The sequence below is a fragment of the Streptomyces blattellae genome, from assembly GCF_009709555.1.
In the GTDB taxonomy this organism is placed as follows: Bacteria; Actinomycetota; Actinomycetes; order Streptomycetales; family Streptomycetaceae; genus Streptomyces; species Streptomyces blattellae.
Window position 1 is genome coordinate 1 of record NZ_WJBG01000114.1, and the last position, 26,151, is coordinate 26,151.

At 69.6% G+C, this 26,151-nt stretch carries 23 protein-coding genes; 8 read left to right on the forward strand and 15 right to left on the reverse strand.

The features are described from left to right. Window positions 1–95: 95 nt before the first annotated feature. Entirely contained in the window at window positions 96–1,775 is a 1,680-nt protein-coding gene (locus GFH49_RS07375; protein WP_155054089.1) for an IS1182 family transposase, read from the forward strand. Window positions 1,776–1,831: 56 nt separating this feature from the next. Here the strand turns inward: GFH49_RS07375 and qcrB are convergent, their stop codons facing one another. From qcrB to ctaE, 4 genes are all read right to left on the reverse strand, one after another. Beyond that, window positions 1,832–3,469: a cytochrome bc1 complex cytochrome b subunit gene (gene qcrB, locus GFH49_RS07380; RefSeq protein ID WP_155054975.1), complete on the reverse strand. Its 1,638-nt coding sequence runs from the start codon at window positions 3,467–3,469 to the stop codon at window positions 1,832–1,834. Further along, window positions 3,466–4,521 carry a cytochrome bc1 complex Rieske iron-sulfur subunit gene (gene qcrA / locus GFH49_RS07385; RefSeq protein ID WP_155054976.1) on the reverse strand — a complete coding sequence of 352 codons (1,056 nt, stop codon included), beginning with the start codon at window positions 4,519–4,521 and terminating at the stop codon, window positions 3,466–3,468. The genes qcrB and qcrA overlap by 4 nt, the downstream gene beginning before the upstream one ends. Next, window positions 4,518–5,327, reverse strand: coding sequence for a cytochrome bc1 complex diheme cytochrome c subunit (gene qcrC / locus GFH49_RS07390; RefSeq protein ID WP_155054977.1), 810 nt, complete (start codon window positions 5,325–5,327; stop codon window positions 4,518–4,520). The genes qcrA and qcrC overlap by 4 nt, the downstream gene beginning before the upstream one ends. Before the next feature lie 67 nt (window positions 5,328–5,394). Further along, on the reverse strand, window positions 5,395–6,015 hold the full coding sequence (gene ctaE / locus GFH49_RS07395; protein ID WP_155054978.1) for an aa3-type cytochrome oxidase subunit III: 621 nt from the start codon (window positions 6,013–6,015) through the stop codon (window positions 5,395–5,397). A gap of 145 nt (window positions 6,016–6,160) precedes the next feature. On the opposite strand from ctaE, the gene GFH49_RS07400 reads away from it, so the two are divergent. Continuing rightward, window positions 6,161–6,562, forward strand: a complete 402-nt coding sequence (locus tag GFH49_RS07400) for a response regulator (RefSeq protein ID WP_155054979.1) — start codon at window positions 6,161–6,163, stop codon at window positions 6,560–6,562. 16 nt (window positions 6,563–6,578) lie between these two features. On the opposite strand, the gene GFH49_RS07405 is transcribed toward GFH49_RS07400, so the two are convergent. The 4 genes from GFH49_RS07405 to ctaC form a co-directional block, all read right to left on the reverse strand. Next, window positions 6,579–7,841, reverse strand: coding sequence for a L,D-transpeptidase (locus GFH49_RS07405; RefSeq protein ID WP_155054980.1), 1,263 nt, complete (start codon window positions 7,839–7,841; stop codon window positions 6,579–6,581). Window positions 7,842–7,971: 130 nt separating this feature from the next. Further along, window positions 7,972–8,370 (reverse strand): cytochrome c oxidase subunit 4, encoded by a 399-nt coding sequence (locus tag GFH49_RS07410; protein WP_155054981.1) that lies wholly within the window; start codon window positions 8,368–8,370, stop codon window positions 7,972–7,974. Then, window positions 8,367–10,103, reverse strand: a complete 1,737-nt coding sequence (gene ctaD / locus GFH49_RS07415) for an aa3-type cytochrome oxidase subunit I (RefSeq protein WP_155054982.1) — start codon at window positions 10,101–10,103, stop codon at window positions 8,367–8,369. Before ctaD ends, GFH49_RS07410 begins: the two co-directional genes overlap by 4 nt. Continuing rightward, complete coding sequence (ctaC, locus tag GFH49_RS07420) at window positions 10,100–11,092, reverse strand: aa3-type cytochrome oxidase subunit II (RefSeq protein WP_408055885.1); 993 nt, start codon at window positions 11,090–11,092, stop codon at window positions 10,100–10,102. Before ctaC ends, ctaD begins: the two co-directional genes overlap by 4 nt. 287 nt (window positions 11,093–11,379) lie before the next feature. On the opposite strand from ctaC, the gene GFH49_RS07425 reads away from it, so the two are divergent. Next, window positions 11,380–12,759: a cysteine desulfurase/sulfurtransferase TusA family protein gene (locus GFH49_RS07425; protein WP_155054983.1), complete on the forward strand. Its 1,380-nt coding sequence runs from the start codon at window positions 11,380–11,382 to the stop codon at window positions 12,757–12,759. Window positions 12,760–13,010: 251 nt separating this feature from the next. Here the strand turns inward: GFH49_RS07425 and GFH49_RS07430 are convergent, their stop codons facing one another. Then, the gene (locus tag GFH49_RS07430) at window positions 13,011–13,985 is read right to left on the reverse strand and encodes a carbohydrate kinase family protein (protein WP_155054984.1); all 975 of its coding nucleotides are present in this window, start codon (window positions 13,983–13,985) and stop codon (window positions 13,011–13,013) included. A gap of 192 nt (window positions 13,986–14,177) precedes the next feature. Between GFH49_RS07430 and GFH49_RS07435 the strand changes: the two genes are divergently transcribed. Together GFH49_RS07435 and GFH49_RS07440 are read left to right on the forward strand one after the other, a co-directional pair. Then, entirely contained in the window at window positions 14,178–14,387 is a 210-nt protein-coding gene (locus tag GFH49_RS07435) for a hypothetical protein (RefSeq protein ID WP_155054985.1), read from the forward strand. Window positions 14,388–14,534: 147 nt separating this feature from the next. Then, window positions 14,535–16,874, forward strand: coding sequence for a hypothetical protein (locus tag GFH49_RS07440; protein ID WP_408055886.1), 2,340 nt, complete (start codon window positions 14,535–14,537; stop codon window positions 16,872–16,874). A 104-nt stretch (window positions 16,875–16,978) separates the two neighbouring features. Here GFH49_RS07440 and GFH49_RS07445 read toward each other — a convergent pair whose 3' ends face one another. Further along, window positions 16,979–17,335, reverse strand: a complete 357-nt coding sequence (locus tag GFH49_RS07445) for an iron-sulfur cluster assembly accessory protein (RefSeq protein WP_155054986.1) — start codon at window positions 17,333–17,335, stop codon at window positions 16,979–16,981. A 313-nt stretch (window positions 17,336–17,648) separates the two neighbouring features. Here GFH49_RS07445 and nadA point away from each other — a divergent pair, with 313 nt between their 5' ends. After that, the gene (gene nadA, locus GFH49_RS07450; RefSeq protein WP_155054987.1) at window positions 17,649–18,845 is read left to right on the forward strand and encodes a quinolinate synthase NadA; all 1,197 of its coding nucleotides are present in this window, start codon (window positions 17,649–17,651) and stop codon (window positions 18,843–18,845) included. Window positions 18,846–18,863: 18 nt separating this feature from the next. Here the strand turns inward: nadA and GFH49_RS07455 are convergent, their stop codons facing one another. The 5 genes from GFH49_RS07455 to GFH49_RS07475 form a co-directional block, all read right to left on the reverse strand. Continuing rightward, window positions 18,864–21,122 (reverse strand): serine/threonine-protein kinase, encoded by a 2,259-nt coding sequence (locus tag GFH49_RS07455; RefSeq protein ID WP_155054988.1) that lies wholly within the window; start codon window positions 21,120–21,122, stop codon window positions 18,864–18,866. 117 nt (window positions 21,123–21,239) lie between these two features. Further along, window positions 21,240–21,923 carry a response regulator gene (locus GFH49_RS07460; protein ID WP_155054989.1) on the reverse strand — a complete coding sequence of 228 codons (684 nt, stop codon included), beginning with the start codon at window positions 21,921–21,923 and terminating at the stop codon, window positions 21,240–21,242. Further along, window positions 21,920–23,140, reverse strand: a complete 1,221-nt coding sequence (locus GFH49_RS07465; RefSeq protein WP_155054990.1) for a sensor histidine kinase — start codon at window positions 23,138–23,140, stop codon at window positions 21,920–21,922. The genes GFH49_RS07460 and GFH49_RS07465 overlap by 4 nt, the downstream gene beginning before the upstream one ends. A 58-nt stretch (window positions 23,141–23,198) precedes the next feature. Then, window positions 23,199–23,477: a PspA-associated protein PspAA gene (gene pspAA / locus GFH49_RS07470; protein WP_155054991.1), complete on the reverse strand. Its 279-nt coding sequence runs from the start codon at window positions 23,475–23,477 to the stop codon at window positions 23,199–23,201. Between the two features lie 19 nt (window positions 23,478–23,496). Beyond that, window positions 23,497–24,279, reverse strand: coding sequence for a PspA/IM30 family protein (locus GFH49_RS07475; protein ID WP_230396201.1), 783 nt, complete (start codon window positions 24,277–24,279; stop codon window positions 23,497–23,499). A gap of 259 nt (window positions 24,280–24,538) precedes the next feature. Between GFH49_RS07475 and GFH49_RS07480 the strand changes: the two genes are divergently transcribed. After that, a complete protein-coding gene (locus tag GFH49_RS07480) occupies window positions 24,539–25,222 on the forward strand; it encodes a DUF3043 domain-containing protein (protein WP_196217887.1) in 684 nt (227 codons plus the stop codon). A gap of 86 nt (window positions 25,223–25,308) precedes the next feature. Then, window positions 25,309–26,010 (forward strand): class I SAM-dependent methyltransferase, encoded by a 702-nt coding sequence (locus GFH49_RS07485; protein WP_155054994.1) that lies wholly within the window; start codon window positions 25,309–25,311, stop codon window positions 26,008–26,010. Window positions 26,011–26,151: the final 141 nt, after the last annotated feature.

Sequence of the window (26,151 nt, forward strand, 5' to 3'; positions counted from 1 at the left end):
GACGCTGTTGGTTAATTCGGGCCCGTGCGTGACGTCGGCTCCCAAGACCCGGTTGTGGTCTTGGGAGCCGACGTTGTCGTATGGGGTGGGTGTCGATGTCTATGCAGCCGAGCGGGCCGGGCGAGATTCCGGTGGAGACGGTGCGGGTGGCGCGGGCCGCGTTCCCGAAGGGGAGCCTGGCGATCCGCGTCCGGGACGAGCTGGGACCGTTGTTCACCGACGAGGAGTTCGCGGATCTCTTCCCTGCGCGGGGGAAGCCTGCCTGGTCACCGGGGCGGCTGGCGTTGGTGCTGGTGTTGCAGTTCGTCGAGGGTCTCACCGACCGGCAGGCCGCCGAGGCGGTGCGGGCGAGGATCGACTTCAAGTACGCCCTCGCGCTGGAACTGACTGATCCGGGCTTCGACTTCTCGGTGTTGTCGGAGTTCCGCGACCGCCTCATCGAGGCGGAGGCGGGCAGGCGGGTGCTGGACGGCATCCTGGCCGCGGCCCGGGAGAAAGGACTGCTGAAGACGGCAGGCCGGGCCAGGACCGACTCCACGCATGTTCAGTCCGCGGCACGGGAGCTGTGCTGGCTGGAGATGGTGGCGGAGACGCTCCGTTCGGCGTTGAACACGCTCGCGCAGGCTGCCCCCGACTGGCTGGTGGAGGTTGCCGAACCAGAGTGGTTCAGGCATTACGCCACCCGGGCCGAGGACTCCCGGTTCCCCAAGGGCCAGGTCGGACGGGAGGAGGTCGGCAGGCGGATCGGGGCTGACGGGATGCGACTGCTTGAGGCCGTCTTCTCGCCCCGGGCGCCGGCCGGGCTGCGGGAGCTGGAGCCGGTCCAGATTCTGCGGCAGATGTGGGTTCAGCACTTCCACCTGACCGGGGGCGAGGTGCGGCGGCGGGACCCAAAAGACCGCCCGCCGGGCGCGACGCGCCTGGTCACGCCCTATGACCCCGAGGCGAGGGGCAGCAAGAAACGCGACATCCTGTGGGACGGATACAAGGCCCATCTCACCGAGACCTGCGAGCCGGACACCCCGAACCTGATCACAAACGTGGCCACCACCGACGCCACCGTCCCGGACAGCGTGATGGCCGGCCCGATCCACGCCTCCCTCGCCGAACGGGACTGCCTGCCCGGCGAACACTGGGTCGATGCCGGCTACCCCAACGCCGCCCAGGTCGTGGCCGCCCGCAGCGAACACGGCATCGCTCTGCACGGCCCGATGGCGGCCAACACCACGGCCCAGAAGGACGGCCCCTACGGACAGGACGCCTTCACCATCGACTGGGACAAACAGCAGGTGACCTGCCCGGACGGTATTACCAGCACGCAGTGGCACCACCGGCACTCGCAGCACGGCCAACCCGTCATCCGGGTTCGTTTCAACCCGGCCGACTGCCGCACCTGCACCCACCTGCGTGACTGCGTCAGCTCACCGAAGGCCGAACGCCGGGAGATCACCCTGCGCCACCGCGCCGAACATGAAGCCGTCCAGGCCGCCCGGACCGAGCAGCAGACCGACGTGTGGAAGGAACGCTACAAGATCCGTGCCGGGGTCGAGGGCACCATTTCTCAAGGCCTCCAGCGCTGCGGCCTGCGCAGATCCCGCTACCGGGGCCTGGCAAAGACCAGTCTCCAGCACCAGCTCACAGGCGCCGCCATCAACCTCACCCGCATCGACGCCCACCTCACCGGCACACCACGAGCCCGCACCCGCACCAGCCACTTCGCAGCACTTCGCCCCGCCGACCAAGTCGACGGGGCGAAGCAACAGGGCCCGAATTAACCAACAGCGTCCGGTGATCGGACGGGGCCCTTTACCGCGCGTGGCGAGCGCAGCGATCAGTGGTGGCCGTGGCCGCTCGTGATCTCCTTGTACTCCTCGACGGACGGCTTGGGGATCTGGCTCTCCTCGCCGTAGTACGCCTTGCTGAGCCTGGCGCGCAGCTTCTCGGAGCCCTTCACCTTCCGCTCGACACCGTTCTCGTCGACCGTCGGGCCGATCTCGGCCGGCTCGTACTGCTCGTGCGCGGTGAGGGTGTACAGCGCGTCCTGGCTGAGCGGCTCGTGCACCTCGATGAACTCGCCGTGCGGCAGGCGCTTGATGATGCCCGACTCGCGGCCGTGCAGCACCTTGTCCTTGTCCCGGCGCTGGAGGCCGAGGCAGATCCGCTTGGTGACGATGAACGCGACCACCGGGGCGACGAAGAACGCGATCCGGACGAACCAGGTGATGGAGTTGATCGACAGGTGGAAGTGGGTCGCCCAGAGGTCGTTTCCACCACCGATCAGCAGCACGAAGTACCAGGTCATCCAGGCGACGCCGAAGGCCGTACGGGTCGGCGCGTTGCGCGGGCGGTCCAGGATGTGGTGCTCGCGCTTGTCGCCGGTGACCCAGGACTCGATGAACGGGTAGACCGCGATCGCGACCAGGACCAGCGGGAAGATCATCAGCGGGATGAACACGCCCAGGACGAGCGTGTGACCCCAGAAGTTGACCTCCCAGCCAGGCATCACACGGATCAGGCCCTCGGAGAAGCCCATGTACCAGTCGGGCTGGGCGCCGGTCGACACCTGGTCCGGACGGTAGGGGCCCATGGCCCAGATCGGGTTGATCGTGGCGATCGCCGAGACGGCGGCGATGACACCGAAGACCAGGAAGAAGAAGCCTCCGGCCTTGGCCATGTAGACCGGCATCAGCGGCATGCCGACGACGTTCTTGTTGGTCCGGCCGGGACCCGCGAACTGCGTGTGCTTGTGGTAGAAGACCAGGATCAGGTGGCCGACCACCAGGCCGAGCATGATGCCCGGCAGCAGCAGGATGTGGATCGAGTAGAAGCGGGCCACGAAGTCGCCGCCCGGGAACTCCCCGCCGAAGAGGAAGAACGACAGATACGTGCCGACGATCGGCACGGACAGGATCGCGCCCTCCATGAAGCGGACACCGGTGCCGGACAGCAGGTCGTCCGGGAGCGAGTAGCCGGTGAAACCGGTGAACATGCCCAGGACGAACAGCAGGAAGCCGAACAGCCAGTTGACCTCACGCGGCTTGCGGAACGCGCCCGTGAAGAACACCCGCATCATGTGCACGAACATGCCGGCCAGGAAGACCAGCGCCGCCCAGTGGTGGATCTGCCGGATGAGCAGACCGCCGCGGACGTCGAAGGAGATGTGCAGCGTGGAGCTGAACGCCTCCGACATCAGCTGGCCCTGCAGCGGGACGTAACTGCCGTGGTACTCCACCTCGTTCATCGACGGGTGGAAGAACAGCGTCAGATAGACACCCGTGAGGATGATGATGATGAAGCTGTAGAGGCAGATCTCGCCCAGCATGAACGACCAGTGGTCGGGGAAGATCTTGCGCATGTTGGCCTTGGCGAGGGAGTAGATCCCCAGCCGGCCGTCGGCCCAGTCGGCGACGCGCTCGCCGGACGGTGCCTTCCCGCGGTCGCGGGACTCGTTCTTCTCGTTAGTGCTCATCCGCGCTCCCAGAATGCAGGACCGACGGGCTCGTCGAAGTCGCCGAGCGCCTGAAGGTAGCCCTCGTCGTTCACACCGATGCGCAGCTGCGGCAGGGCGTGACCGGCGGGACCGAAGATCACGCGGGCACCGTCGGAGAGGTCGAAGGTGGACTGGTGGCAGGGGCAGAGCACGTGGTGCGTCTGCTGCTCGTACAGGGAGATCGGGCAGCCGACGTGGGTGCAGATCTTCGAGTACGCCACGATGCCCTCGTGGGACCACTCCAGCTCGCGCCTGTCCTTGATGTCGTCCGGCTGGAGCCGGACGATCATCAGGGCGTCCTTGGCGATGTTCTGCTGGAAGTCCTCATCGTGCTCCTCCAGGCCCTCGGGCTTGGCGAAGGTGAGCGAACCGACGGCGACGTCGGAGGGACGCAGCGGCTCGTTCGTGTTCTGGTTGACCAGGAGCAGGCCCCGGCGCCAGCTGGTGTGGCGGAGCTTGGTCCCGGGCAGCGGGCCGAGGTCGCGCAGCAGGACGACACCGGAGAGCGGGACCAGGGCCAGCGCGCCGAGCATCGTGTTGCGGATCAGCTTGCGGCGGCCGAGCGCCGACTCCTTGGCGCCCTGCTGGAAGTCGGCCATGACCTTGGCCTTGACCTCGGGCTCCGCCTCGATCGGGTGCCGCTCGTCGGTCAGCTCCTCGTCCGACATCAGCGTGCGGGCCCAGTGGACCGCGCCGGCGCCGATGGCGAAGAGGGCGAGGCCGAGCGTCATGCCCAGCGCGAAGTTCAGCCCGCTGATGTGGCCCAGCGGGAAGATGTAGACCGACTCGTCGGCGGGGATCGTCACATACGAGGCGATGAAGCCGACGGTGGCCAGCATCGACACCGTGAACAGCAGGGCCACCGTGCGCTCGGACCGCTTGGCGGCCCGCTCGTCGATGTCCTGCACCCGGTGCTCGTGGGGCGGCAGACCGGGGTCCGCGAACGGGTCCTTGTCGTCCGCGACGGCTACCGCACCGTGCGTGTCCTGCTCAGCGGGCAGGTTCTCTTCTGGAATGTCTTGGCTACTCATGACTTCTTGGCCTTTGCGGTCCGAGCGGCGACCCAGACGGCGACCGCGATCAGCGCGCCGAGTCCGAAGACCCACGCGAACAGGCCCTCGCTGACCGGACCGAGTCCGCCCAGTTCGAGGCCGCCGGGGCTCTCGGTGTCGTCGCTGTTGACCGCGTCGAGGTACGCGATGATGTCCTTCTTGTTCTGCTCCGACAGCGTGGTGTCGGGGAACGAGGGCATGTTCTGCGGGCCGGTCTGCATGGCCTCGTAGATGTGCTTCGGGTCGACGTCCTCAAGGGAGGGCGCGGACTTGCCGTTCGTCAGGGCCCCGCCCTTGCCGGTGAAGTTGTGGCACTGCGCGCAGTTGGTGCGGAACAGCTCACCGCCCTCGGCGATGTCGGCGCCCTCCGGGCTGTACTGCTGCTCGGTCGGCACGGTCGGACCGGCGCCCAGCGAGGAGATGTACGCGGCGAGCTGGTCGATCTCGGCCTGCGAGTAGACGACCTTCTTCTTCGGCACCTGCGCGCCCGGCTGCTGGGCCGGCATACGGCCGGTGCCCACCTGGAAGTCGACGGCCGCGGAGCCCACGCCCACGAGGCTCGGACCGTCGGAGGTGCCCTGACCGCCGGTGCCGTGGCAGCTGGCGCAGCCGACGGCGTAGAGCTTCTTGCCTTCGTCGATGGCGAGGGACTGGGCGGTGTCATCGGCCTGCGCCTTGTCCGCGGGCGCGAACACGGCGTACAGCCCCCCGGTGCATGCCAGCGCGAGGAGTAGGACGACGACAGCAGCCAGCGGATGGCGTCGTCGTGCGGAGAGCTTTTTCACGGATTACCCCGGTGTCAGGATCTTCTGCGTCGATGCTTCTGGAAAAGGGTGGGGGAACGCGGCCCGGCTACTTGATCATGTAGATCGTGGCGAAGAGGCCGATCCAGACGACATCGACGAAGTGCCAGTAGTAGGACACGACGATGGCGGCGGTCGCCTGCTCGTGAGTGAACCTCCTGGCCGCGTAGGTGCGGCCGAGGACGAACAGGAAGGCGATGAGGCCACCCGTCACGTGCAGGCCGTGGAAGCCGGTGGTCAGGTAGAACGCCGAGCCGTACGGGTCCGAGGAGAGCGAGAGCCCGTCCTTCTTCACCAGCTCGGTGTACTCGAAGACCTGGCCGCCGATGAAGATCGCACCCATGACGAAGGTGACGATGAACCAGCCCCGGAGCTTCTTCACGTCACCGCGCTCGGCGGCGAACACGCCGAGCTGGCAGGTGAAGGAGGAGAGCACCAGGATCGTGGTGTTCGTCGCCGAGAACGGGAAGTTCAGGCTCTCGGCCATCTCCTTCCAGTGATCGGGACCCGTCACCGATCGCAGGGTGAAGTACATCGCGAAGAGGGCCGCGAAGAACATCAGCTCGGAACTCAGCCAGATGATGGTTCCGACGCTGGTGAGGTTCGGCCGGTTGACCGACGGGTGCGCGTGACCCTTGTCTACTGTCGTTGCTGTCGCCACGACCGACATTATGTCGGTCGCTTATCCCGCCCTCACTCCGGGGGTGCCGTTCGGAGTGTCTCTGCCTGCCATACCGGTGTTGACGTGGTGTTGAAGGGAGTAGCATCCGGCGCAACGGGCCTGATCCTTACGACGCTGATGTCACGGAGGAACCATGCAGCCGACCGCCACGGTGCTGGTCTACAGCGACGACTCCAACACCCGCGAGCAGGTGCGGTTGGCCACCGGCCGGCGGCCGGCTCCTGACGTGCCCCTGGTCGAGTTCCTGGAGTGCGCCACGCCTGCGGCGGTGATCGCCGAGTTGGACAAGGGGGGCATCGATGTCTGTGTTCTCGACGGTGAGGCCGTGCCGATGGGGGGCATGGGGGTCTGCCGTCAGATCAAGGACGAGGTGTTCGACTGCCCGCCGGTGCTCGTGTTGATCGGGCGTCCGCAGGATGCGTGGCTGGCCACGTGGAGCCGGGCGGACGCGGCGGTGACGTTGCCGGTGGATCCGGTGGAGTTCGCGGCAGCGCTGGCTTCCTTGCTGCGGGACAGCAAGGCCCTGAGCGCCTGAGGGCTGAAGGGGCGCCTCACACAGCCGTGGGTCGCAGTCTTGCCGCGTCCTCCGGGCCCGGGCCCTCCGGGTTGCCCTTCACCAGGGCGCTGCCCCCGCGCCAGTTCTTCCACTCCAGGTTCCAGTCGCCGAAGCCGTTGCCGAAGGGTTCCATGGTGTCGCCGTTGGAGTTGACGACCTCGACGAGGTCGCCCTCGCGGACGTTCTCGAAGAACCAGGCGGCGTTACCGGTGCTCATGCCGGTGCAGCCGTGGCTGACGTTGGCGTAGCCCTGGGAGCCGACGGACCAGGGGGCGGCGTGGACGTACTCGCCGCTCCAGGTGACGCGGGTCGCCCAGTAGACGGGCAGGTCGTACGACTCCGAGGAGCCCTCGGCGATACCGATGCTGGTGCCGCGCATGCGTACGAAGTACTCCTTGCCGAGTACGACCTTGACCCCGTTGCGGGTCTCGAAGCCGGGCTTGCCGGTGGTGACGGGGATCTCGTTGATCGCCTCGCCGTTCTTGTAGACCGTCATGGAGTGGGACGAGGCGTCCGTGACGGCGATGACCCGGTCGCCCGTGGTGAGTTTCAGCGGCTTCGTCTCACCGCCCCACAGGCGGTCGCTGATCTTGATGCCCTCCAGGGTGCTGCGGACCCGGATGGTGGCGCGGGTGGGCCAGTACTCCTTGGGGCGGTAGTGGAGGTTCTGGTCGTCCACCCAGTGCCAGGCGCCCTCCGCCGCGGGCGTGGACTCGACCTTGAGTGCCCGTTCGATGATGGCGCGCTGGGCCTTGAGTTTGACGGGCTGGTCGAGTTCGGCCGTGATGGGCTGGCCCACGCCGTACGTGCCCGCCTGCGGCCCGAACTCCACCTTCAGTCGCTTCTTGGAGAGGGGCTTGCCGGTGTCGAAGCTGAGGACCTTGCGGCCGGGCGCCCCGTCCTCGTCCTCCGTGCTCACCCGGACGGTGTAGTGGGCGTTGGCAGCCAGCGGTGAGGTGCTGTGCCAGCGGGAGCCGTCGGCGGAGAGTTCGCCGGCCACGAACCTGCCTCTGCCGTCCCGGGCCGTGACATCCGTGATGCGCCCGTCGGAGCCCTCTGCCGTGACCTCCAGGGGCTTGTCCGGGTCGGCCTTCTTCCCGCCCTTGGAGGGGCCGTTGAAGGCGATCTGGTCCGCCGCGTCGTACGGCGCGGCGGACAGCGGGTTGCCGTCGCCGCCGCAGCCGGTGACGCCCGCGCCGAGGGCCATCACCAGCAGCGTGCAGCCGACGACGGTGCGGGTGCGGGGTTTGGTGTCCATGGCTTCACGCTAGGAACCTTCGTCAACCGCGGCGCGCTGGGTGACGCGTACGGGGGAATGCGGTTACGGCAAAAGGAGGAGCCCGGACCTCCTTGACGGAGTGTCCGGGCCCCGGAGCGTTCGGCGTGTGCTACTGGGTGCGGTTCTCACCGCGGTAGTACTCGAAGACCCAGCCCCACAGGCCCATCAGGATCAGCGGCGCCGAGAAGTACAACAGCCACCAGCCGATCGCTACCGACAGGAAGGCGAGCGCACCGCCGACCGCGAGGGCCAGCGGCTGCCAGCTGTGCGGGCTGAAGAACCCGACCTCGCCGGCGTCGTCCGCGACGTCCGCCTGCTTGTTGTCCTGGGCACCCGCGTCGACCCGCCGGGCGGTGAAGCCCAGGTAGAAGCCGATCATGATGCACAGGCCGAAGGCCAGGAAGAGGGCCGTGGTGCCGGCCGGCTCCTTCGACCACACGCCGTAGACGACCGCCATGGCGAGGACGAAGACGCTCAGCCACATGAACATCGTGCCCTGGATCTTCACTTGCCGGCCTCCTTGCCGCCCGCGAGAGCCTTCTCACCGTGAGGCGCGTTCTCAAGCTGGTCGAGCGCGGCGATCTCGGGGTGGTGCAGGTCGAACGCCGGGGATTCGCTGCGGATCCGCGGCAGGGTGAGGAAGTTGTGCCGCGGCGGCGGGCAGGAGGTCGCCCACTCCAGGGAGCGGCCGTAGCCCCACGGGTCGTCGACCTCGACCTTCTTGCCGTACTTGGCGGTCTTCCACACGTTGTAGAAGAACGGCAGGATCGACAGGCCGAGCACGAAGGAGCTGATCGTCGAGATCGTGTTCAGGGCGGTGAAGCCGTCGGCCGCGAGGTAGTCGGCGTACCGGCGCGGCATGCCCTCGGCACCGAGCCAGTGCTGGACCAGGAAGGTGCCGTGGAAGCCGGTGAACAGCGTCCAGAACGTGATCTTGCCGAGTCGCTCGTCGAGCATCTTGCCGGTCATCTTCGGCCACCAGAAGTGGAAGCCGGAGAACATCGCGAAGACGACGGTGCCGAAGACGACGTAGTGGAAGTGCGCCACCACGAAGTACGAGTCGGAGACGTGGAAGTCCATCGGCGGCGAGGCCAGGATGACACCGGTCAGACCACCGAAGGTGAAGGTGATCAGGAAGCCGACCGCCCAGAGCATCGGTGTCTCGAAGGACAAGGAGCCCTTCCACATCGTTCCGATCCAGTTGAAGAACTTCACGCCTGTCGGTACGGCGATGAGGAACGTCATGAAGGAGAAGAACGGAAGCAGCACTCCGCCGGTGACGTACATGTGGTGGGCCCACACCGTCACGGACAGACCCGCGATCGCGATGGTCGCGCCGATCAGACCCATGTAGCCGAACATCGGCTTGCGGGAGAAGACCGGGATGACTTCGGAGATGATGCCGAAGAACGGTAGCGCGATGATGTACACCTCTGGATGGCCGAAGAACCAGAAGAGGTGTTGCCATAGCAAGGCTCCGCCATTGGCGGAGTCGAAGATATGCGCCCCGAATTTACGGTCCGCCTCCAGGGCGAACAGCGCGGCCGCCAGGACCGGGAAGGCCAGCAGCACCAGGACCGCGGTGAGCAGCACGTTCCAGCAGAAGATCGGCATGCGGAACATGGTCATGCCCGGCGCGCGCATGCAGATGATGGTGGTGATGAAGTTGACCGCGCCGAGGATGGTGCCGAAGCCGGAGAAGGCCAGGCCCATGATCCACAGGTCGGCGCCGACGCCCGGCGAACGGACCGCGTCCGACAGCGGGGAGTAGGCGAACCAGCCGAAGTCGGCCGCGCCCTGCGGGGTGAGGAAGCCGCCCACCGCGATCAGCGAGCCGAAGAGGTAGAGCCAGTAGGCGAACATGTTCAGCCGCGGGAACGCCACGTCGGGCGCTCCGATCTGCAGCGGCATGATCCAGTTCGTGAAACCGGCGAAGAGCGGCGTCGCGAACATCAGCAGCATGATCGTGCCGTGCATCGTGAACGCCTGATTGAACTGCTCGTTCGACATGATCTGCAGGCCCGGACGGGCCAGCTCGGCGCGCATGAAGAGCGCCATCACGCCACCGATGCAGAAGAACGCGAAGGACGTGACGAGGTAGAGCGTTCCGATCGTCTTGTGGTCAGTGGTGGTGAGCCACTTGATCACGACGTTGCCGGGCTGCTTGCGCCTGACCGGCAGCTCGTCCGTGTAGTGGGACTCCGCTGCGGCGGCACCCTGGGGTTCGTTGAGGATGCTCACAGGTTGTTCGTCTCCCGGTTCTTCTCGTGGCTCGTCTGCGCGATGCCGGCGGGAACGTAACCGGTCTGCCCCTTCTTGGCGAGGTCCTTGAGGTGCTGCTCGTAGCGCTCGGGGGAGACGACCTTCACGTTGAACAGCATCCGGGAGTGGTCGACGCCGCACAGTTCGGCGCACTTGCCCAGGAAGGTGCCCTCCTTGTTGGGGGTCACCTGGAAGGAGTTGGTGTGGCCCGGGATGACGTCCTGCTTCATGAGGAACGGCACCACCCAGAAGGAGTGGATGACGTCCCGCGAGGTGAGGACGAAGCGGACCGTCTTGCCCTTGGGAAGCCACAGGGTCGGCCCCGGGTTGCCGGTCTGCGGGTTGCGGGTGCCGGGCGTGCCGACGTCGTAGACACCGCCGGCGTTCGCCGGGAACTCGTCCCTGTACCGGTCGGGGATCGCGTCCAGGTTCTTGTCGGTCTTCGCGTCGCCGGTGGAACCGTCGACGTTCTCGATGTAGTTGAAGCCCCAGCTCCACTGGAAGCCGACCACGTTGACGGTGACGTCCGGCTCCTTCTCAAGGCTGAGGAGCTCGGACTCGTCGCGGGCCGTGAAGTAGAAGAGGACCGAGACGATGATGAGCGGAACCACCGTGTACAGGGCCTCGATCGGCATGTTGTACCGAGTCTGCGGAGGGACCTCGACCTTGGTGCGGCTGCGCCGGTGGAAGAAGGTGCTCCACAGGATCAGGCCCCAGACCAGCACGCCGGTGGCGAGCGCGGCCGCCCAGGATCCCTGCCACAGGGAGAGGATCCGCGGAGCCTCTTCGGTGGTGGGGGTGGGCATACCAAGGCGGGGGAAGTCCTCGTATGTGCAACCGGTCGCAGTCGCCAGGACCAAGCCCGCGGTCAGTGCCTGCAGCAGCTTCCGCCGCATCGGGCGCCGCGGCGTGGGGGTACCGCCCGCGCCCCCCGGGGCGTGGGGGAGGTCGGAGCCGTTGGGACTCACGTAGCGCCTTCCCGAGAGTCTCGCCCGCGCGGTTCGGCTGCGGCCTGACATTCTCGCTGGTCGGTCGCCGCCCTGCGTCGGGCAGGGGTTTGGATGTTTATGCGGACCAAACCCTAGCCGACGCTCTCCGAGGGTTCGCGGGGAGGGGGGCCTACTGACTCGGGGGGTTCGCTTGTTTGGCGGGTGCGGTTTGTCCGTGGCTTGTCGCGCCCCGCGGCGGAGCCGCTGATGTCACAGCCCCGCGCCCCTTTGGGGCGCTGCCGTGACCGGGCGTTTAGCGTTGAGGTGTGGCCTACTTCGACGCTGCTTCCGGTGCTCCGCTTCATCCTGTCGCCAGACAGGCGCTGATGGCCTCTCTGGATGAAGGGTGGGCCGATCCGGCGCGGCTGTACCGGGAGGGGCGGCGGGCCCGGATGCTGCTGGACGCCGCTCGGGAGGCCGCCGCCGAGGCTGCGGGGTGCCGGCCGGACGAGCTGGTGTTCACCTCATCCGGCACGCGGGCCGTGCACTCGGGAATCGCGGGGGCGTTGGCGGGGCGGCGGCGGGTGGGGCGTCACCTGATCGTGTCGGCGGTCGAACATTCCTCGGTGCTCCATTCGGCCGATGCGCAGGAGGCGGACGGCGGGACGGTGACGCGGGTGGCCGTGGACCGGACGGGCGTGGTGACGGCCCAGGGGTACGCCGCCGCTCTCCGGCCCGACACCGCGCTGGCGTGTCTGCAGTCGGCCAACCACGAGGTGGGGACGGAGCAGCCGGTCGCCGCCGTGGCCGAGTTGTGCCGGGAGGCCGGGGTGCCGTTGCTGGTGGATGCGGCGCAGTCGCTGGGGTGGGGGCCGGTCGGGGGTGACTGGTCTCTGCTCACCGCCAGTGCGCACAAATGGGGCGGGCCTTCTGGGGTCGGGCTGCTCGCGGTGCGCAAGGGGGTGCGGTTCGCCGCTCAAGGGCCGGTGGACGAGCGGGAGTCGGGGCGGGCGGCGGGGTTCGAGAATCTGCCGGGGATCGTGGCGGCGGCGGCCTCGTTGCGGGCGGTGCGGGCGGAGGCCGCGCAGGAGGCGGTGCGGCTGCGGGAGTTGACGGAGCGGATCCGGGGGCGGGTGGCGGAGGCGGTGCCCGATGTGGAGGTGGTGGGGGATCCGGTGCGACGGCTGCCCGGGATCGTCACCTTCTCCTGTCTCTATGTCGATGGGGAGACCCTGCTCCATGAACTCGACCGCGCAGGTTTCTCGGTGTCGTCCGGGTCGTCCTGTACGAGCAGCACGCTGACGCCCAGCCATGTGCTGCGGGCGATGGGGGTGCTGAGTGAGGGAAACGTGCGGGTATCACTGCCGCTCGGGACTCCGGCGCAGGATGTCGACAGGTTCCTGGAGGTGTTGCCGGGGGCTGTGGCGGCGGTGCGGGAGAAGCTGGGGGCGCCGGCGCCCGCGACGACGGCCGTGCGGGAGGACGTCCTGGTCGTGGACGCGCTCGGCAAGCGGTGCCCGATCCCCGTCATCGAGCTGGCGAAGGTCATCGGGGACGTGCCGGTCGGCGGCACGGTGCGCGTGCTGTCGGACGACGAGGCCGCGCGGCTGGACATTCCGGCGTGGTGCGAGATGCGGGGGCAGGAGTACGCGGGAGAAGAACCGGCGGACCGTGGCACCGCGTATCTGGTCCGCCGGGTCTCCTAGGGCGTGTTCCGAAAGCCCCGTCGTCCGCCCGGAGGGCGGGCCCCGCGGCGGCGATGGGGGCCCCTCCCGCCCGAGCCGTGCGAAGCGCGGTTCGAGGGTGGGGGAGCGTGCGATCGCAAGGCGCCGGAGCGCCCGATAGCGGAGCTATTCGGGCGCTCCGGCAACGCCGCTGGGGCCCCCTCTGGGGGAGTGCGTGCCAGATGCCGCGGGGCAGGCGGGACTTTCGAAACACGCCTTAGGGCCCCGCGTGGCTAGGCCAGGTGCTTTTGGACCTCGGCGGCGGCGTCATGGCCGTACGCCTTGGTGAAGCGGTCCATGAAATGCGCCCGGCGCAGCTGGTACTCCTGGGTGCCGACGGTCTCGATGACCAGTGTGGCGAGCATGCAGCCGACCTGTGCGGCGCGCTCCGGGGAGACGCCCCAGGCGAGGCCGGAGAGGAAGCCGGCGCGGAAGGCGTCGCCGACGCCGGTGGGGTCGGCCTTGCGCTCCTCCTCGGGGCAGCCGACCTCGATCGGGTCCTCGCCGACGCGCTCGATACGGACGCCGCGCGAGCCGAGAGTGGTGACGCGGGTGCCGACCTTGGCGAGGATCTCGGCGTCGGTCCAGCCGGTCTTGGACTCGATGAGGCCCTTTTCGTACTCGTTCGAGAAGAGGTACGTCGCGCCGTCCAGCAGTATCCGGATCTCCTCGCCGCCCATGCGGGCGATCTGCTGGGAGAAGTCGGCGGCGAACGGGATGGACCGGGAGCGGCACTCCTCGGTGTGGCGGAGCATCGCCTCCGGGTCGTCGGCGCCGATCAGGACCAGGTCGAGGCCGTCGACGCGGTCCGCGACGGTCTTGAGCTCGATGAGGCGGGCCTCGCTCATCGCGCCGGTGTAGAAGGAGCCGATCTGGTTGTGGTCGGCGTCGGTGGTGCACACGAAGCGGGCGGTGTGCAGCGTCTCGGAGATACGGACCGAGTCGGTGTCGACGCCGTGCCGGCCGAGCCAGGCGCGGTAGTCGTCGAAGTCGAAGCCGGCGGCCCCGACCAGGATCGGCCTGGTGCCGAGCTGGCCCATGCCGAAGGCGATGTTCGCGCCGACTCCGCCCCGGCGTACGTCGAGGTTGTCGACCAGGAAGGAGAGCGAGACCGTGTGCAGTTGGTCCGCGACGAACTGGTCGGCGAAACGGCCGGGGAAGGTCATGAGGTGGTCGGTGGCGATGGAGCCGGTGACTGCGATGCGCACGGCTGGGAATCTCCTGCGGCAATTAGGAGGGGCGCGCGTAAGCGCTCTTCGGAAGGGTGTCGGAGGGGTGGTGGGACACGGGCGGGCGGATTGACAGTCAACGCTACCGGGTCGGTGAGTGACGCTGAAGCGGCCAAAACTACCCGATAGTAGATCTTTCTCCGACGGGTCGGGCGTGCATACGGTGCCGTTATGACGAAACTTGAGGTTCGCAGTCCGGCTCCGGTCGATCTGGAAGGCGACCTGGCGTCGCTGCGCGGTGACTGCGCCCGGATGGTTCCGCACTGGGCGGCTCCCGACCGGAGCGCCGCCCGTCCCGTCTCCCCCTCGCTGATTCACGGGGTGAGCGTGCCGCAGAAGTCCGCGCGGCTGCTGGACGCGATGTCGGACTACGGCGACTGATTCAGCGCCGTCAGGGGAACCGCGCGCTCCCCCGCTGCGTCCCATCGCTGTCCCCCGTGGAGGGGACGCGGAATACGACCCATCGGCCGCGCCGAATTGGCAGGGCCGGGTCAACAGGGACAGCTGTGCGGGCAAAGGAGCGATGCGGTGAACACCGAGCGACCCGACAACGACGACGCGGGCGCCTCCGGCAAGGACGCGGAGGAGGCACGCGCGGAGAAGGGCGCCGTCGGTACTGAGGGGCTCGGAGCCGAAGGTGAGGCGGCAACCGCCACTCCCGACGCCGAGACCGGCGCCGCCAACACCACCGACACGCCTCGGGACGCCGACGACATCGCCGGGAGGGACACCTCGGAGGAGCGGGGCGCCCGGGAGACGGGCGACGCCCCCGAGGAACCGGGGGACCCGAAGACGGGCGGCACCTCCGAGGAACCGGGGGCCCGGGGCACGGGCGTCCCCGCCGAGCCGAGCGCCCGGGAGACAGGCGACGCCCCCGAGGAACCGGGGGCCCGAGGCACGGGCGGCGCGTCCGACGAACCGAGCGTCTCGGAGGGTGAAGGCGCTTTGGTGGAGGGCGACGGCTCTGGGACGGGCGGCACCTCCGAGGAACCGGAGGCCCGGGGCACGGGCGACGCCCCCGAGGAGCGGGGCGCCCGGGAGACAGGCGGCACCTCCGAGGAACCGGAGGCCCGGGGCACGGGCGACGCCCCCGAGGAGCGGGGCGCCCGGGAGACAGGCGGCACCTCCGAGGAACCGGGAACCCGGGGCACGGGCGGCGCGTCCGACGAGCCGAGCGCCCGGGAGGTAAACGGGGCCCCAGACGAGCCGAGCGTCTCGGAGGGTGAAGGTGCCTTGGTGGGGGGCGACGGCTCTGGGGGCGGGGGATCTGACGCGGAAGCGACCCGCGCCGAAGGGCCCGACGCCGTAGCCCGCGACGAGGGGGCACCCGACACCGGTGCCCTCCGCCCCACACCGCCCAGCGCCGAAACACCCGACGCATCCCACGTCCTCCACCACCTGGTCGGCGCGGAACGGACCCCTCGCAGGCGGTCGCCCGTAGCCATCGCCTCCGTCGCCGCCGCTGTACTGCTCGTCGGTGGTGGTGGGGCGTACTTCGCCGCCACCGCGTCCGGCGGTTCGGACGGCCGTACGTCGTCCGGGACCCCCGCCGGGGACGGCACTCCCCCGCCGCTCGCGCTCGACGGGTACTCCGAGGGCAGCGCCGGTGTCGCGCCGGGCGAGCCCGACCCGAACGGGGTGACGTACAAGGCGGAGGGCGAGCTGCCGGAGGGGCCCGGCTCCGCGGCCGTGTACCGGGCGGCGGAGGGCGAGGTCGCCGAGGGTGAGGTCGCCGCGCTGGCCGCCGCGCTGGGCGTGGACGGGACGCCGGTCGCCGAGGGGCAGGCCTGGAAGGTGGGCGCCCAGGACGCGGCGGGGCCGAGCCTGCAGGTGAACAAGGCGGCGCCGGGTACCTGGACGTTCCACCGGTACGCGCCCGGGACCGATGACTGTCAGAGCACCACCGTCTGCTCCAAGGATCCCGCCGGCCCCGCGGACGACCCGGTGAGCAGCGACGTCGCGAAGGAGGCGGCCACGCCGGTCCTCAAGGCCGTCGGACAGGACGACGCCAAGATCGACACAAGCCAGGTCATCGGCGCCCAGCGGGTGGTGAACGCCGATCCGCTGGTCGGCGGAGCGCCGACGTACGGCTGGACGACCGGGCTGACGATCGGCGCCGACGGCGAAGTGGTGGGCGGCAGCGGCCAGCTGGCGGCGCCGGTGAAGGGGGACACGTACCCCGTCCTGAGCGCCGAGAAGACGCTGGAGCTGATGAACGCGGCACCGGCGGCCGACCACCGGATGGGCATCGGCGGCTGCGCCAGTCCCGTACCGCTGGAGGACCGGCTGGAGGCGCCGTGCGGGTCGGAGACCGGCGCCTCGCGGCAGCAGACGATCGCCGTCGAGAAGGCGGTGTTCGGGCTGGCCTCGCACACCGTGGGCGGGCAGCCGGCGCTGGTGCCGTCCTGGCTGTACGAGGTACGGGCGCCGGGGGCCCAGGACGCCTACACGGTGACGCATCCGGCGGTCGACCCGCAGTACCTGGCCGCGCCGACGACCACCGCGCCGAGCGAGCAGCCCAGCACGCTGCCGACCTCGCCCGGCGACGAACCGACCTCCGCGCCGGCCACCCGTGATGTGACGGTGGAGGGCTACACGGCCGAGGGCAGCGAGCTGACCGTGGCCTTCACCGGCGGGGTCTGCGCCGACTACGAGACGACGGCGACCGAGGACGACGACAAGGTGACCGTCACGGTGACCGAGAAGCCCTGGGCGGACCAGGCCTGCATCATGATCGCGAAGGAGTACCAGCAGACCGTCCGGCTGGACGAGCCGCTGGGCGACCGGAAGGTCGTGGGGGCGGACGGCGAGGCGATCCCGCTGGAGAAGGCGGGTGCCCGGCTGCCGGCGCCGTCCGGCACCCGCTGACCTGCCGCACAGAGGCGTGAAGGCGGCGGCCCCGTCGGAGGGGGCCACCGCCTTCACTCGATCGCCGGGCTTGGCTGATCTCTGGGCTCAGTTGATCTCTGGGCTCAGTTGAAGGAGTCGCCGCAGGCGCAGGAGCCCGTCGCGTTCGGGTTGTCGATCGTGAAGCCCTGCTTCTCGATGGTGTCCACGAAGTCGATGGAGGCGCCGCCCAGGTACGGGGCGCTCATGCGGTCGGTGACGACCTTGACGCCGCCGAACTCCTTGACCACATCACCGTCGAGGGAACGCTCGTCGAAGAAGAGCTGGTAACGCAGGCCGGAGCAGCCGCCGGGCTGAACGGCGACGCGCAGCGCCAGATCGTCACGGCCTTCCTGGTCGAGCAGGGCCTTGACCTTCGCCGCGGCGGCGTCAGACAGGATGATGCCGTCGGTGACGGTGCTGGTCTCGTCCGATACGGACATCTACATCTCTCCCGGGTAGTACGGAGACTGCTTGCCGACGGTTGCAACCGGCGCGGCCTCGGATTCATTCCGGGCCCGCCCGAGACTTCCCCTTGGCTTGTCTCTTCATGCTCGCACATGCGCCCGGGAGCGGACAGCGGCCTGTGGACGGCGGCACGGACAACGCGACAACGCGACACCGCCATGCGACGACGCGGTGCCGGGATTCACGTCACATCGACGCGATGGCCATCGTCAAACTGACATGAAGCAGTTATGATAGATAGCGTCAAATCGACGAGAAGTCGCTTGCAGAACAGAAAGGGTGCGTGTCGTGACCACCGCCCAGACCCAGGAGCTCGACGTACAGCCGACGCCCCTCGCCCTGCTGCTCCTCGGCCGTGAGGCCGACCCGAGGAGCGAGCGCGGCGTCGAGTGTCCCGGCGACCTGCCCTCGCCGTCCGACCCGGACCTGGTGGAGCGTGCCCGCGCGGCCAAGGCGAAGCTCGGGGACAAGGTCTTCGTGCTCGGCCACCACTACCAGCGCGACGAGGTCATCCAGTTCGCCGATGTCACGGGTGACTCCTTCAAGCTGGCCCGGGACGCGGCGGCACGCCCCGAAGCCGAGTACATCGTGTTCTGCGGTGTGCACTTCATGGCCGAGTCGGCGGACATCCTGACGTCCGACGAGCAGAAGGTGGTCCTGCCGGACCTCGCCGCCGGGTGCTCCATGGCCGACATGGCGACGGCCGAGCAGGTCGCCGAGTGCTGGGACGTGCTGACCGAGGCCGGGGTGGCCGAGCAGGTCGTACCCGTCTCGTACATGAACTCCTCGGCGGACATCAAGGCGTTCACGGGCAAGCACGGCGGCACGATCTGCACGTCCTCGAACGCCCAGCGGGCCCTGGAATGGGCCTTCGGGCAGGGCGAGCCCCATGCGACGAAGGTCCTCTTCCTGCCCGACCAGCACCTCGGCCGCAACACCGCGGTGCGGGACCTGGGCATGTCCCTCGACGACTGCGTGGTCTACAACCCGCACAAGCCGAACGGCGGGCTGACGGCGGAGCAACTGCGCGACGCGCGGATGATCCTCTGGCGCGGCCACTGCTCGGTGCACGGACGCTTCAGCCTGGACTCGGTGAACGACGTGCGCGAGCGCATCCCCGACGTCAACGTCCTCGTCCACCCCGAGTGCAAGCACGAGGTCGTCGCCGCGGCGGACTACGTCGGTTCGACCGAGTACATCATCAAGGCGCTGGAGGCGGCGCCCGCCGGCTCCAAGTGGGCCATCGGCACGGAGCTGAACCTGGTCCGCCGTCTGGCGAACCGCTTCGCGCCCGAGGACAAGGAGATCGTCTTCCTCGACAAGACGGTCTGCTTCTGCTCGACCATGAACCGCATCGACCTCCCCCACCTGGTCTGGGCCCTGGAGTCCCTGGCCGAGGGCAACCTCGTCAACCGCATCGAGGTCGACAAGGAGACAGAGGCGTTCGCGAAGCTGGCGCTGGAGCGGATGCTGGCGCTGCCGTAGGCGCCGCGTGCGGCGCGCTCACCCCGGTACGGGTGTCCGGTCGGGGTGAGCGGGGTCGAGGGTGAAGACGGTGCCGTCGGGGGTGGCGACGACCAGAGCGCCGCCCTGGAGGAACACCTCGGGCCCGGTGAAGGAGTCCGTCACCCGCTCGGCCCGCGGAAGGATGTCCCACAGCAGCGTGCCCTTGCCTGCGTCGAGGGCAGCCACCCGGCCGCTGTTGCTGGCCAGGTACACGGTGCGGGCCCGCGGGTCGAAGGTGACCGCGCCCGGTTGTTCCAGGCTGGTGGGGGTCTGCCACAGCGGCTTGCCCGTCCGGGGCGAGACGGCGATCACCTGGCCGCTGGAGGTGGCGAACCACAGCGTGCCGTTCGCCAGCGTCACCTGCCCCGCGTACTCCTCGGCCAGCTTCGTCGTGCTGCTCGCACCGGTGACAGGATCCACCAGCCGGATCCGCGCGTACGGCGCGTCCTCGCCGACCAGCAGGTCTCCCTCCTCGTTCGCCGTCGGCTCCAGGAGGAGCAGCCGCCCGTCGAAGGCACCGACGAGAGCGCCGGCCGTGTCCGGCACGGTCAGCCGTCGCGCCGAGCCGTCCGCGCGGTCCAGCCGCAGAAGCAGCAGCTTCCGGAGATCGTTCTCCGCGGCGCACTGCAGATACAGGTCCGCGCCCGCTTCCGTGAACGCGCAGTAGTGGTCGGCGGGCAGCCGTGCCGTCCACCGCACGGCGCCGGTGCGCGGGGACCGGGCAGTCACCGAGCGGGTGTCGTCCGGCATGACGACCAGATCGCCGGAGAGGATCACGTCGGCGTAGTCCTCTTTGATCGGACGGCGCCACAGCCGCTCGCCGGTCGTGACGTCGAGGGCGGTGACGGTGGTGTCGTTCTCGTCGGCTTCGCTGAAGGAGGTCTGCTGGATGAGCATCGCGCCGTCCCGGACGCCCAGGAGCGTGATGGAGTACGACGCACTCTCGTCGCCGATCGGCACCGCGTCCGCGCGCCAGACGGTGTCGCCGGTCAGCCTGTCCAGGCGTACCGGAAGGACACCGTCACCCACGCAGTAGACGGCGCTCTCGACCACCTCACAGTCCGGCCCGTTCTGGTTCCCGTCGGCGGCCGGTGCCTTCTTCACACCGCTCGCGGCGGTCTCGAACACCGTCGTCTGCCAGGGCTTCCAGCCGCTGGGCAGCGTGGCCTCGCCCCCGCTGTCCGCCCATCCGGGTCCGAGCAGCAGATAGGCCGTCAGCCCGAGGACGGCGGCACCGATCGTGCCGGTCGCGGCGAGCAGCGGCCGGGTACGGCCACGGCGGCGGCCGGGGCCGGCGGTGGCCGCGGGGCCGGGGCCGGCGGTGGCCGCGGGGCCGGGGCCGGCGGTGGCCGCGGGGCCGGGGCCGGCGGGGCCGATGCCTGTGTCCGGCGTGGGCGGCGGCTCGGTCAGGCGCAGGGACATGGTGTCCGGGTCGACAGCCGCCTGCTCCGGCAGAGCCTGCGCGAACTGGTATGCCAGGTCGTCGAGTTCGGGCCGGTCCGCGGTCTCCTTGGCCAGGCAGCGTTCCAGGACCGTGCGCAGCGGACCGACCACGCCGTCCAGCACCGGCTGGTCGTGGACCACCCGGTACGCCGTCAGGTAGGGGCTGTCCGCGTCGAAGGGGCCCCGCCCGGTGACGGCGTACACCAGCAGCGCCCCGAGCGAGAAGATGTCCGACTCCGGGCCGACCTTGCGGGCATCGGTGAACTGTTCCGGGGACATGAACGGCGGAGTGCCGATCATCTGGCCGGTCTCGGTCAGGGTGGCGTGGTTCTCCACCGCGCGGGAGATGCCGAAGTCGATGACGCGGGGGCCGTCCTCGGCCATCAGGACGTTGGCGGGCTTGAGGTCGCGGTGCACGACGCCCGCCCGGTGGATGTCCCGCAGCGCCTCCACCAACCCCAGGGCCAGCCGCCGGAGTTCGGTGCCCCGCAGCGCGCCGTGGTCGCGGATGCGCTGGGCGAGGGAGCTGCCCGGCACGTACTGGGTCGCCATCCAGGGCCGTGCCGCCTCCGGGTCGGCGTCCACGACCGGTGCGGTGAAGGCGCCGCTCACCTTGCGGACGGCCTCGATCTCCTGCCGGAAGCGGGCGCGGAAGACCCGGTCCTCGGCGTACTGGGCGTGCACCACCTTGACCGCGACGTCTCGGCCCGAGCGCGATCTGCCCCAGTAGACGACGCCCATGCCCCCGGCCCCGAGCCGGTCGACCAGCTTGTAGCCGCCGACCGATCTGGGGTCGTCCCTGTGCAGCGGCACGCCCGGATCCCCTCCCCCGTAAAGCAGTTCGGGCCACAGGATACGTAACGCGGGAACCGCGGCGGCATCGGCTGCGAGGGCGGCGTCGCCTCGCGCTTCTTCACCGGCGGGCGGAGCTCAGTCCACCTTCGGACGTACCAGCCCCGACTCGTACGCGATCACCACGAGCTGCGCCCGGTCCCGTGCGCCGAGTTTGGCCATGGCCCGGTTGACGTGCGTCTTCACGGTCAGCGGGCTGACTTCGAGGCGTTCGGCGATCTCGTCGTTGGAATGGCCGCCGGCGACCTGCACCAGCACCTCGCGCTCCCGGACGGTGAGCGCGTCGAGGCGATCGGTGCGGGCGGGGTCGCGGTCGTCGTCCGCCGCGTCGCCCTGGGCGAGGAAGCGGGCGATCAGGCCCTTGGTGGCGGCCGGGGACAGCAGCGCCTCCCCGCCGGCCGCGATCCGGATCGCGTTGAGGAGTTCATCGGGTTCGGAGCCCTTGCCGAGGAAGCCGGAGGCGCCCGCGCGCAACGACTGCACCACGTAGTCGTCGACCTCGAACGTCGTCAGGATCACCACCCGGACATGCGCGAGGCTCGGGTCGGTGCCGATCATGCGGGTGGCCGCGAGTCCGTCCGTACCCGGCATGCGGATGTCCATCAGGACGACGTCGGCGCGTTCTTCCCTGGCCAGCCGCACCGCCTCCGCGCCGTCGGACGCCTCACCGACCACCTCCATGTCGGGCTCGGAGTCGACGAGCACACGAAAGGCGCTGCGGAGCAGCGCCTGGTCGTCGGCGAGCAGGACACGGATGCTCATACGGAGTCCTTCGCTGGGCTGGTGCGGGTCGTGACCGGCAGGATCGCATGTACCCGGAAACCGCCGCCGTACCGGGGACCGGTCGTGAGGGTTCCGCGAAGGGCCGTGACCCGCTCCCTCATCCCGATCAGCCCGTGCCCCCCGCCGGCGTCGGGGAGGTCGTCCTCCCCGACGCCGTCGTCGAGCACCGTGATCTCGACGTTCGGTCCCACGCGTACGACGCTGACCTCGGCCTTGGCCTCGGCGCCGGCGTGTTTCCGCACATTGGTCAGGGCTTCCTGGATGACGCGGTAGGCGGCCAGGTCGACGGCGGCGGGCAGCGTGCTGCCGTGGTCGGTGCAGGCGACCTCGACCTGCAGTCCCGCGCTGCGGAAGGTGCCGAGCAGTTCATCGAGCCGGACCAGGCCCGGCGCGGGCTCGGTCGGCGCCTCGGGGTCGTCGGACTGCCGCAACAGGCCGACGGTGGCGCGGAGTTCGTTGAGCGCGGAGCGGCTGGCCTCGCGTACGTGGGCCAGGGCCTCCTTGGCCTGGTCGGGCCGCTTGTCCATGACGTGGGTGGCGACCCCGGCCTGCACATTGACCAGCGCGATGTGGTGGGCGACCACGTCATGCAGGTCCCGGGCGATCCGCAGCCGCTCCTCGGCGACCCGGCGGCGGGCCTCCTCCTCGCGGGTGCGCTCGGCCTTCTCGGCGCGCTCGCGGATGGCGTGCACAGCGGCGCGGCGGCTGCGGACCGCGTCGCCGGCCGTGGCGCCGATGCCGATCCAGGCGAAGACGCCGAGGTTGTCCTGGGCGTACCAGGGGAGCGGACCGGCGAGCATGGCGGAACCGGTCAGCACGATCATGGTGAGCAGGCCGACGCGCCATGTGGTGTGCCGGTCGGTGCGGGCGGCGACGGTGTAGAGCGCGATGACCGCGGACATGGCGACGGGGGCACGCGGGTCGCCGGTGACGGACTCGATGAGCGAGAGGGTGCCGGTGACGGCGAGGACCGTCATGGGGGCGCGGCGGCGGAAGACCAGGGCCGCGGCGCCGAACGTCATGAGGACCAGGCTGAGGTCGTCGGGGGTGTTCAGGCTCCAGGTGATGCCGTCCTTGCCCCTCGGGTCCACGAAGGAGGCGGCCACCATGCAGGTGAGCACCGCGGCGGCGAGCGCCGCGTCCAGCGCCAGCGGGTGGGTGGTCAGCCACTGCCGGGCGCGAATGATGGTGCTCACGGCAGTCAACAGTACGTCCTGGGAGCCTGCCGCCCCCAGACCCGCGCACCGGGATGGTTCAGCTCGGGATCAAGCCGTCGTCGCTGAGCATCTCCCGGACCTCCTCCAGTGTCGCGTCCGGGGACGGGAGGATCAGTTCCGAGGGTTCCAGGGAGTCGTCCGGCAGGGGCTCGCCCAGTTCACGGACCTTTTCGAGGAGAGCGTGGAGAGTGGTGCGGAAGCCTGCGCCGTCGCCGTTCTCCATTTCTTCCAGGAGTTCGTCGTCCAGCTTGTTCAGCTCGGTGAAGTGGCTGTCGGCCAGCCTCACCTGCCCCTCCCCCATGATCCGTACGATCATGTCGCCCTCCGTATGGCGATTACTGCTTGTCGAAGCGTGGCGTGTCCTGCGGCTCCTGCTGGGACTGCGACTGCTCCTTGCCGCCCTCGATCGCCTGCTGCGACGAGGAGCCTCCGGACAGCTCCGCCTTCATGCGCTGCAGTTCCAGCTCTACATCCGTACCACCGGAGAGGCGGTCCAGCTCGGCCTGGAGGTCGTCCTTGTGCATCCCGGACTGGTCGTCGAGGGCACCGGAGGCGAGCAGTTCGTCGATGGCGCCGGCGCGGGCCTGGAGCTGCGCGGTCTTGTCCTCGGCACGCTGGATGGCCATGCCGACGTCGCCCATCTCCTCGGAGATGCCGGAGAAGGCCTCGCCGATACGGGTCTGGGCCTGGGCGGCGGTGTAGGTGGCCTTGATGGTCTCCTTCTTCGTGCGGAAGGCGTCGACCTTGGCCTGGAGACGCTGGGCCGCGAGGGTGAGCTTCTCCTCCTCGCCCTGGAGGGTCGCGTGCTGCGTCTCAAGGTCCGTCACCTGCTGCTGGAGGGCGGCGCGGCGGGACAGCGCTTCGCGCGCCAGGTCCTCGCGGCCGAGGGCGAGCGCCTTGCGGCCCTGGTCCTCCAGCTTGGTGGACTGCGACTGGAGCTGGTTGAGCTGCAACTCCAGCCGCTTGCGCGAGGTCGCCACGTCGGCGACACCGCGGCGGACCTTCTGGAGCAGCTCCAGCTGCTTCTGGTACGAGTAATCGAGGGTTTCGCGCGGGTCCTCGGCCCGGTCAAGGGCCTTGTTCGCCTTCGCGCGGAAGATCATCCCCATACGCTTCATGACACCGCTCATGGGCTTCGCGCGCCCCCTTCTGACGGACTACAGCTCCAGCTCCTGCGACAGAACCCACAGTACGGGCCCTGCTTCCATTACCGCACTGTTCGGGGACGGATGCGCTCCTCCGCAAGGACGACTGCCTTCGGCCCCGCTCCGGCGTAGGGAGTAGGTGACCCCTGAGAGCAGCGCCCCTTCTGTCCCCGACTCTGTCCCCACTAATACGACTGGTGTTGCGGGATCGTTCCCCGCGGGGCTGGGGTCCATGCCCGCCCGTCTCCCACCACCACCCTTATTTAGAGGGGCCTACGGCCCCGCACCTCTTGATTACCCCGTACCCTTGGGTTTTGTGTTCCGTAGCCGTGCCAAGGAAGAGAAGGCCGCGAGCGCCGTCCAGGCGTCGCTGACCGACTCCAAGCAGACCCGTGACCCGCAGGCCCCGAAGGGCAGGCCCACTCCCAAGCGGAGTGAGGCCCAGTCCCAGCGCCGCAGCGTCGCCAATACGTCGATGACCCGCAAGGACGCCGCCAAGCGTCAGCGCGAGGAGCGCCGTGCCGCCCTGGACAAGCAGCGCCAGGCGCTGGCCGGCGGTGACGAGCGCTATCTGCCCGCGCGTGACAAGGGGCCGGTGCGCAAGTACGCGCGGGACTTCATCGACTCGCGCTTCAACGTCGCGGAGTTCTTCCTGCCGATGGCCGTGGTCATCCTCATGCTGAGCCTGGTGCAGGTGGGCTCGCTGCAGACCACCGCGCTGCTGCTGTGGCTCGTCGTGATCGTGCTGATCGTGTTCGACTCGATCGGCACCGGCTACCGCGTGAAGAAGCAGCTGAACGAGCGCTTCCCGGACGAGAACAAGCGCGGTGCCGTCGCCTACGCGCTGATGCGCTCCCTCCAGATGCGCCGACTCCGGCTGCCGAAGCCGCAGGTCAAGCGCGGGGAGCGGCCCTGACCGGCACGGCTCCGTTCTCGGGGGGCGCGGCGGATGCCTGGCTGAGCGGGCTGGGCGCGCTGCGTGATGTCGTACGGCAGGGGCTGGTGGCCCGCCAGCTCGACGAGCAGATAGCCGGCCGGTTCCCGGTCGGGCAGCGGCTGCGGATTCTCGACGTGGGGATGGGCCAGGGCACGCAGGCGCTGCGGCTGGCTCGGGCCGGACATCAGGTGACCGGGGTCGAGCGGGACCCGAAGATGATCTCCGCGGCGCGGGCGGCCCGGTCCGCCGAGCCGGAGGGGATCCGGGAGCGGATGCGGATCGTCCAGGGCGACGGCCGTGACACCGGGGTGCACTTCCTGCCGGGCAGCTTCGACGTGGTGCTGTGCCATGGCGTGCTCATGTACATCGACGAGCCCGACCCCCTGCTGGCGGGGATGGCCCGGATGCTCGCCCCGGGCGGCCTGCTGTCGTTGCTGGTGCGCAACGCGGACGCGCTGGCGATGCGGCCGGGACTGTCCGGCGACTGGGCGGGCGCGCTGGGCGCCTTCGGCACCGTGTCCTACCGCAACCGGCTCGGGCTCGACGTCCGTGCGGACCGGCTGGACGCGCTGACCGCCACGCTGGCCGGGATCGGGGCGCCGCTGCACGCGTGGTACGGCGTGCGGGTCTTCACGGACACCGCGGCGGACGGGGCGGAGGTCCCCGGCGACATCGACGCGCTGCTGGCCGCGGAGGAACAGGCCGGGCGGACGGATCCGTACCGGCATGTCGCGGCCCTGCTGCACATGTGCGGGGTGCGCGGCTAAGCGCTCCGCCGGCTGTGTCGATGTGCGGCTCCGCCGCGGGGCCGCGATGTGCCGTCGGTCGTCTGCCGCGCCATCGTGGCTGATCGCTCCCCCAAGTTCTCGGCTTCGCTCGAACCCGGGGGGACCCCGATCGCGGCGGAG